The sequence below is a fragment of the Flavobacterium sp. genome, from assembly GCF_044376915.1.
In the GTDB taxonomy this organism is placed as follows: domain Bacteria; phylum Bacteroidota; class Bacteroidia; order Flavobacteriales; family Flavobacteriaceae; genus Flavobacterium.
In genome coordinates, this window is sequence record NZ_JBILKB010000081.1 from 1 (window position 1) to 7,744 (window position 7,744).

General features: G+C 35.9%; 6 protein-coding genes and 1 pseudogene. 5 read left to right on the top strand and 2 right to left on the bottom strand.

The annotated features are described in order from the left end of the window. Positions 1–878, bottom strand: an 878-nt coding sequence (locus ACIQ6Z_RS08225) for a metallophosphoesterase (RefSeq protein WP_396210422.1), incomplete at its 3' end; no start/stop codon positions are given. A gap of 123 nt (positions 879–1,001) precedes the next feature. Between ACIQ6Z_RS08225 and polA the strand changes: the two genes are divergently transcribed. The 3 genes from polA to ACIQ6Z_RS08240 all read left to right on the top strand — a co-directional run bounded on the left by polA (position 1,002) and on the right by ACIQ6Z_RS08240 (position 6,005). After that, positions 1,002–3,836 (top strand): DNA polymerase I, encoded by a 2,835-nt coding sequence (polA, locus tag ACIQ6Z_RS08230; RefSeq protein WP_396210423.1) that lies wholly within the window; start codon positions 1,002–1,004, stop codon positions 3,834–3,836. Between the two features lie 147 nt (positions 3,837–3,983). Next, on the top strand, positions 3,984–5,291 hold the full coding sequence (locus ACIQ6Z_RS08235; protein ID WP_396210424.1) for a serine hydrolase domain-containing protein: 1,308 nt from the start codon (positions 3,984–3,986) through the stop codon (positions 5,289–5,291). Beyond that, positions 5,292–6,005, top strand: coding sequence for a nicotinamide mononucleotide transporter family protein (locus ACIQ6Z_RS08240; protein ID WP_396210425.1), 714 nt, complete (start codon positions 5,292–5,294; stop codon positions 6,003–6,005). Here ACIQ6Z_RS08240 and ACIQ6Z_RS08245 read toward each other — a convergent pair. After that, positions 6,000–7,022 (bottom strand): LacI family DNA-binding transcriptional regulator, encoded by a 1,023-nt coding sequence (locus ACIQ6Z_RS08245; RefSeq protein WP_396210426.1) that lies wholly within the window; start codon positions 7,020–7,022, stop codon positions 6,000–6,002. The two genes, ACIQ6Z_RS08240 and ACIQ6Z_RS08245, sit on opposite strands and share 6 nt — an antisense overlap. A gap of 184 nt (positions 7,023–7,206) precedes the next feature. On the opposite strand from ACIQ6Z_RS08245, the gene rplM reads away from it, so the two are divergent. Both rplM and rpsI read left to right on the top strand, forming a co-directional pair. Beyond that, positions 7,207–7,662 (top strand): 50S ribosomal protein L13, encoded by a 456-nt coding sequence (rplM, locus tag ACIQ6Z_RS08250; RefSeq protein ID WP_396197587.1) that lies wholly within the window; start codon positions 7,207–7,209, stop codon positions 7,660–7,662. Continuing rightward, positions 7,662–7,744, top strand: a pseudogene (rpsI, locus tag ACIQ6Z_RS08255) (30S ribosomal protein S9); the annotation flags it as partial. The gene rplM and the pseudogene rpsI, both read left to right, overlap by 1 nt.

Genomic DNA, 7,744 nt, shown 5'->3' on the forward strand with positions numbered 1-7,744 from the left:
CCAAATTTTCGACCCCAATTTTCGACTCCTACCAGTGCAATTTGGTGCTGGCCATTTTCGATTTTTATGTGTTCGTTCAGTAATAATTTAAAATCAATTTTACGATGTATGTCTTTAATGGCTTCAAAGTTGGCCTGTTTCTCAGCCGAAGAATTCCATTCTACATATTCGCCATAATCATGATTTCCGAGAATGGAATACTTACCATATTTTGGAGCGTGTATGCCCTTAAACGTATCGATCCATGGATCCATTTCTTTGGCATGTGTATTTACAATGTCGCCAGTAAACAAAACCAAATCAGAATTTTGCTGATTAATCAAATCAATTGCATATTGAATTTTTGCTTCGTCATCAAAACTCCCGCTGTGTACATCTGAAATATGTGTAATAGTCGTACCGTCAAATGCATCCGGCAAATCTGGAAAAAACAGGGTTTGTTTGATCACTTTGAAATTATATTTTCCTAACGTTACTCCATATAACAAGGAAACAAATGGGATGGCGGCAATTCCTAATGCTACTTGACTGACAAATTTTCTTCGTTCAGGCAAGAAACTTTCGCTTGTATTTTTTGTGGCCCATGAAAATAATCCCATCACAAACCGAACCAGGTCTTCGCCAAATAATATAATTGTGATTAACAACTTTGGTAAATAAAGCAATAACAACAAGCCAAAGGTGAGCATGGTTTTGGGTGTTTGTCCCACTTTACGATCAAAATGAAACAACTGATAAACTATAAATGCTATAGCTACTGCCGAAGTAACATAATAAAATATGAAAAACCACTTCGATCTAATCAAGGTTTTAAAGGCTTGAAAGGCATAAATTTCCAAAATGGCTACAAATAGTAAAAAAATGATCCAACGAAGCATTTGCAATTTTTTTTGCAAAGTAACGCACAAGTTGTTCAAAAATCTACTGTATTTAATGAAATTTAACAAAGTGTATATGAATTAAGAATTGTATTTTTACGTCTTTAAAACAATTATCAGTTTATGGCGGCTCAAAAAAGACTTTTTCTATTGGATGCATATGCCCTTATTTTTAGAGGATATTATGCCTTTATAAAAAACCCACGCATCAACTCAAAAGGAATGGACACCTCTGCCATTATGGGATTTATGAATTCCTTAATGGATGTTATAAAACGTGAAAAACCCGATCATTTAGCGGTCGCCTTTGACAAAGGAGGCAGTGATTATCGCTTTGAAATGTATCAGGAATACAAAGCCCATCGCGATGAAACGCCAGAAGCCATAAAAATTGCAGTTCCTTATATTCAAGAATTGTTGCGAGCGATGCACATCCCTATTGTTGAAAAAGCGGGTTTTGAAGCCGATGACTTAATTGGAACATTAGCAAAACAAGCAGAAAAAGAGGGGTTTCAAGTCTTTATGGTAACGCCAGATAAAGATTTTGCCCAATTAGTTTCGGAAAACATTTTCATGTACAAACCAGCCCGAATGGGTAACGATATCGAGATTTGGGGCATCCCTGAAGTCTTAGAAAAATTTGAAATTGAGCGTCCTGATCAAGTGATTGATTTCTTAGGTATGATGGGTGATGCTGCCGATAACATTCCGGGATTACCCGGCGTGGGCGAAAAAACCGCTAAAAAATTCTTGGCCGAATTTGGCACATTAGAAAATTTATTGGCCAACACGCACCAACTCAAAGGAGCAATAAAAGATAAAATCGAAGCCAATGCCGAATTGGGAATTCTATCTAAAAAATTAGCCACAATCCTACTAGATTGTCCGGTTACTTTTGATGCCGATGATTATGAATTATCTAAACCCGATGTAGAAAAAACCGATGCATTGTTTCAGGAATTGGAATTTCGTCAAATGAAAGCGCAATTTGATAAACTATATGATAGTCCCCCAACCCCCGAAGGGGGAGCTGAAGAAGAAACTGTAAAAAAAGTGGTCTCCAAAAAAACAAATGAAGAACAATTTGATTTGTTTGGTTTCAGCGACGAATCTGATGAACCAACATCGCTGCTTTCCTATTATGCAACACTAGAAAATACCTCGCATTTCTACCAAATAATTCAAGGTGATTTGCCGACAAAATTATTATTGCAAAATTTATTAAGTCAAACTTCAGTTTGTTTTGATACCGAAACTACGGGATTGGATGCATTAAATGCCGAGTTAGTTGGCATATCATTCTCTTTCGAAAAAGGAAAAGGATTTTATGTTCCGTTTCCCGAAAATCAGGAAGAAGCGCAATTTTTAATTGAAAAATTTAGACCATTCTTCGAAAATGAAAGCATCGAAAAAATTGGTCAGAACATAAAATATGATTTGAAGATTCTTTCGAATTACAACGTGCAAGTCAAAGGAAAATTATTTGACACCATGATTGCGCATTATCTGATTAATCCTGATATGCGTCATAACATGGATGTGTTGTCGGAAACCTATTTGAAATATACGCCAAAATCCATTGAAACGTTGATTGGCAAAAAAGGAAAAGGGCAACTTTCCATGCGTGATGTCCCTTTGGAAGACATCAAAGAATATGCGACTGAAGATGCCGATATTACCTTCCAACTAGCAGCACATTTTCAACCGATTTTAGAAAAAGTGGGGACCAAAAAATTATTTGACGAAATCGAGATTCCGCTGGTTCCTGTTTTAGCCGATATGGAAAAAGAAGGTATTCGTTTGGATGTAGCATTTCTAAAAAGTATGTCGGTTGCTATGCAAAAAGACATTGATGCGTTTGAACAACAAATTTATGAAACCGCAGGTGAGAAATTCAACTTGGCGTCTCCCAAACAATTGGGGGATATTTTATTCGACAAACTAAAAATTGGAGGAACCAAACAAAAGAAAACCAAAACCGGTCAATATGCCACCGGGGAAGAAGTATTGAGTTATTTGGCAAACGAACATCAAATTGTGCGCGATATTTTAGAATGGCGTCAAATGGTGAAATTGCAAAGTACGTATATTGATGCATTGCCCAATCAAGTGGATGAAAAAACAGGTCGTGTTCATACCGATTACATGCAAACGGTTGCAGCAACAGGCCGTTTGAGCTCTAATAATCCGAATTTACAAAACATTCCGATACGCACCGAAAGAGGCAGATTGATTCGAAAAGCGTTTGTAGCGCGTGATGAGAATTACACCCTACTTTCTGCCGATTATTCTCAAATTGAATTGCGCATCATTGCCGCTATGTGTGGCGAAGAAAACATGATCAAAGCCTTTCAAAATAACGAAGACATTCACAAAAGTACGGCGGCAAAAGTATTCAATGTCCCTTTAGACGAAGTAACAAAAGAACAGCGTAGCCATGCAAAAACGGTAAACTTCGGTATTATTTATGGCGTTTCGGCATTTGGATTGAGCAATCAAACCAACTTATCTCGAAAAGAAAGTGCCGAATTGATCGAAGCATACTATCAAACCTATCCCAAACTAAAATCGTTTATGAGTTCGCAAGTCGATTTTGCCAGAGAAAACGGCTATGTAGAAACCATTTCAGGCAGAAGACGTTATTTGAAAGACATCAACTCGGCAAACGCTATTGTTCGTGGTGGTGCCGAACGCAATGCAGTAAACGCCCCCATTCAAGGTTCTGCAGCCGATATTATCAAAATTGCGATGATTAACATTCATAAAAAGTTAACCACTGAACATTGGAAATCAAAAATGCTTTTGCAAGTACATGACGAATTGGTTTTTGACGTGCACAACTCCGAATTAGAAAGAATCCAACCGATGATTAAATACGAAATGGAAAATGCCTTCAAAATGGCAGTTCCGTTAGATGTAGAAATTGGATTGGGTAAAAACTGGCTGGAAGCGCATTAAAGAAAAGATCGTTGGCCGTTGGCTGCTACCATAAAAGAAGGTAGATGCAATCGCAACAACATTAGCATAGCATTTATGTTTTACAGCCTTTAAACCCAATTGAAGCAAAAGAACCAATTATATGAATACCAAATATTAAAAAATACCATGAGAAAGATAATCCTATTTTTATCCTTGACTTTTTCGATACTGACCGTTGCGCAAGATCGCTTTCAAAAAATAGACAGTTTACTCTCCTATTTGACTAAAAATGACAAATTCATGGGTTCACTTTGTATTCGTGATGGTGAAAATGTAGTATTTAATAAAGCCTACGGTTTTGCCGATGTAGAAAAACAAATTGCAGCCGATAGATTGACCAAATATAAAATTGGTTCAATATCGAAAACCTTCACAGCGGTGATGATCATGCAATTGATGGAAGAGAAAAAATTAAATCTTCAAACTAAATTGAGTCGTTTCTATCCAAATATTCCCAATGCAGAAAAAATCACGATGTATGATTTATTGCATCATAGAACAGGTATTGTAGATTACATAAATGGCGATTCAATTACCGCAAAAAACATCTATCGTTTCCATTCAAAAGATGAAATGATTCAAAAAATAAGCACTTATAAACCCTTATTTGAACCCGGAACCAAACACGAATACAGCAATTCAAACTATAATTTACTGGGCTACATTATTGAAACGCTCACCAAAAAATCCTACGCCGAAAACCTTCAAACTCGAATTGTTAAAAAAGCCAACTTGGTAAACACGTATTTTCCATCGGAAAAAATCAATACAGCTAAAGGTGAAAGTTATTCGTATACCTATAATGGTACCCAATGGGAGAAAATTCCTGAGTGGGAAAATTCAATTGCCTATTCGGCAGGAGCCATTATTTCAACTACAGCCGATGTAACGCGATTTATGTATGCGCTTTTTGATGGAAAATTGATCAAACCTACTTCTTTAGAACAAATGAAAGAAATCAAAGAAGGTTATGGCAAAGCATTGGTGCAATTTCCTTTTGGCGAAAGACGTTTTTATGGTCACACCGGGGGTATTGAAAGTTTTAGAGCCGTTGTGGGGTATTATCCTACAGAAAAATTAGGCATATCCCTAATGGTAAACGGAGATAACTTTAATAGAAATGACATTATGATTGGGATTCTTAGTATTTACTACAAAATGCCTTTTCCGTTTCCAACATTTACAAAAGTTGACACTACTGAACTAGCTAAATTTACAGGAACTTATGTATCAAAAGAGCTACCAATAAAAATTATGCTTTCTGAAAAAAACGGAGACTTGATTGCACAGGCAACCGGACAAAGTGCCTTTCCATTGACTTTTAAAGCAGAAAAAACATTTATATTTGCACCCGCAGGAATCGAAATGATTTTTGACGAAAACAGTTTTGTCTTGAAACAAGGCGGTATGCGATTTAACTTCACTAAAGAATAAATGAGTAATACTATCATTACTACAATAAAGAAAATAACCAATAGTACGTATCTCGATTTTATTGGATTAGCCATTGTACTTGCAGCTTCATTAACATTAGGCTATCACAATACCGAAATAGATTTCACTTTTCAAGGCACAAATTATGTTTTCTTTTTGGGCTATGTTTCGATTGTAAACACAGGGTTTTCCATGATTGGAAATAGATTAGTAACCAAAAAAAATAACTTCGGAAATTTAATTACAACCTGCAATACTTTTTTAAGTGGCAGTATCGATTATTTATTGGGAAATGCAGGAGCAATTTTAACGTACCCCGTATCTTTTATTGGAAACTATTTGGTCTTTAAAGCGTGGAAAAAAAGCAAGATACTTCGCTCTATCGATTTTATTTTCTACCGAAATATACTTTTAGGATTTTTCTTTTCCATCCTATTAAATTATGTTGCTTTTAAATACATTGCGCAAACACCTATCGATTGGAAATTGTTTTTTGCAATAGCGATACCTGCAGGAATTACTTTTGGTGGAACATTTAATACGGCGCGCATGTATCCAGACAACTGGTTTTTGTGGCAGTTTTATAACCTAACCAAAATCATTCAAAACATCTTGTTGATGAATGTTGCAAATGTTGCCAAGTATGCGTTTTATTTTTTCAATGCAATTATTGGATACATCACTTGGAACGATGATAAAAAAACACAATTATAGTTTTCGGGTCGATTCCCTCTGACGCAATTCGGTTTTCACCACTACGGTTTGGTGTTGATAAAATTCGTCTTTTGTGTTCAATTTATTGATTAGCAATTCGGCAGCTTTGGCTCCAATTTCTGGGGCATGCTGACTCACGGTAGACAAACTTGGCGTCAATCGTCTTGACCAAACACCATCGGCAAAACCTATAATATTTAACTCTTCGGGGATTTTTATCCCTTTCTTAATGGCTAGTTTCATGGCCATAGTAGAAGCGTGTTCGTCCAACGCAAAAAATGCATCTACTTTTTCAGTCGCAATGAGTTGGGCTAATTGTACATCAAATGCATCAAGGTCATTTTCGATGATGTGTAAGTTTGGATCCACACTGTAATGATTTGCTTCTAGGGCTTTTTGATAGCCTTCAAAACGCAATTGCCCTACACTTAAATTACCGATAGTAGAAAGTACGGCTATTTTTTTACTGCCTAATGCAACCAAATGTTGGGTGGCATCAAAGGCAGATTCAAAATCGTCTACAATTACTTTATCACACACTATACTTTCGGCCACACGATCAAACATAACTATAGGTGTTCCGCTATTGATAATGTCTTTGAAATGCTGATATTCTTTTTTGGATTGTGTTTCTTCTGCTACTGAAACGATAAAACCGTCTATAGTACCGTTATTGAGCATGTCCATCACTTCCATTTCTTTTTCGTGGGACTCATTAGATATTCCTGTAATTACATTGTATCCTTTTGATAAAGCTGCCTTTTCAATCCCACTGAATACTTTAGCAAAAAAGGGATTTAAAATATTAGGAATGATAACACCTATGGTATTGGTGCGTTGATTTTTTAAATTTTTAGCAATGCTATTGGGCTTGTAGTTTTGCAACTTCGCATATTCTTGAATTTTAATTTTGGTAGCTTCGCTAATTTCGGGACTATCGCTTAATGCTTTAGACACAGTAGAAATAGATACTTCAAATTCTTTTGCGATTTGTTTTAAGGTGGCTTTTGCTTTCATGCTTTCAATTTAAAAAGTAAAAATACGTTTTTTTAGTGTAAATATGCCAAAAAAAACGAATAATAGTCTTCACAAAAACAGGTTCTATATAATATTTTAGCCTCCCTATTTGTATATCTAATAATTAATTGTACTTTTGCACTCCCTTTATTGGGAATGGAATGTTTAATTTAAATTAATTATTGTGAACACATTAAGCTACAAAACAGTATCAGCAAACAAAGCGACTGCAGACAAGCAGTGGATTGTTGTGGACGCTGAAGGGCATAACTTAGGTCGTTTATCTACAAAAGTGGCGATGCTTTTGAGAGGTAAATACAAGCCAAGTTATACACCGCACGTTGATTGTGGAGATAACGTAATTGTTATCAACGCAGAAAAAATCAACCTTACTGGTAACAAGTTAGATGACAAAACGTACATCAGACACACAGGTTATCCAGGAGGTCAAAGAACTCTAACTGCTAAAGTAATGCAACAAAAAAATCCTGCATTATTAGTAGAGAAAGCTGTAAAAGGGATGTTACCTAAAAACAAATTAGGAGCTGAGCTTTTCAGAAATTTAAATGTAAATGTTGGTTCTGAGCACAAACATGCCGCTCAACAACCAAAAACAGTTAACCTAAACGATCTTAAGTAATGGGAGTTATTCACAAAATCGGTAGAAGAAAATGCGCTGTTGCTCGTGTTTATGTTTCAGAAGGAACAGGAAAAATCACAGT

What these genes read in the sequence shown, in the direction of transcription:
- ACIQ6Z_RS08245 (WP_396210426.1), bottom strand. Translation starts at nt 7,022, where the DNA reads ATGAAAGCAAAAGCCACCTTAAAACAAATCGCAAAAGAATTTGAAGTA.
- ACIQ6Z_RS08235 (WP_396210424.1), top strand. Translation starts at nt 3,984, where the DNA reads ATGAGAAAGATAATCCTATTTTTATCCTTGACTTTTTCGATACTGACC.
- polA (WP_396210423.1), top strand. Translation starts at nt 1,002, where the DNA reads ATGGCGGCTCAAAAAAGACTTTTTCTATTGGATGCATATGCCCTTATT.
- ACIQ6Z_RS08240 (WP_396210425.1), top strand. Translation starts at nt 5,292, where the DNA reads ATGAGTAATACTATCATTACTACAATAAAGAAAATAACCAATAGTACG.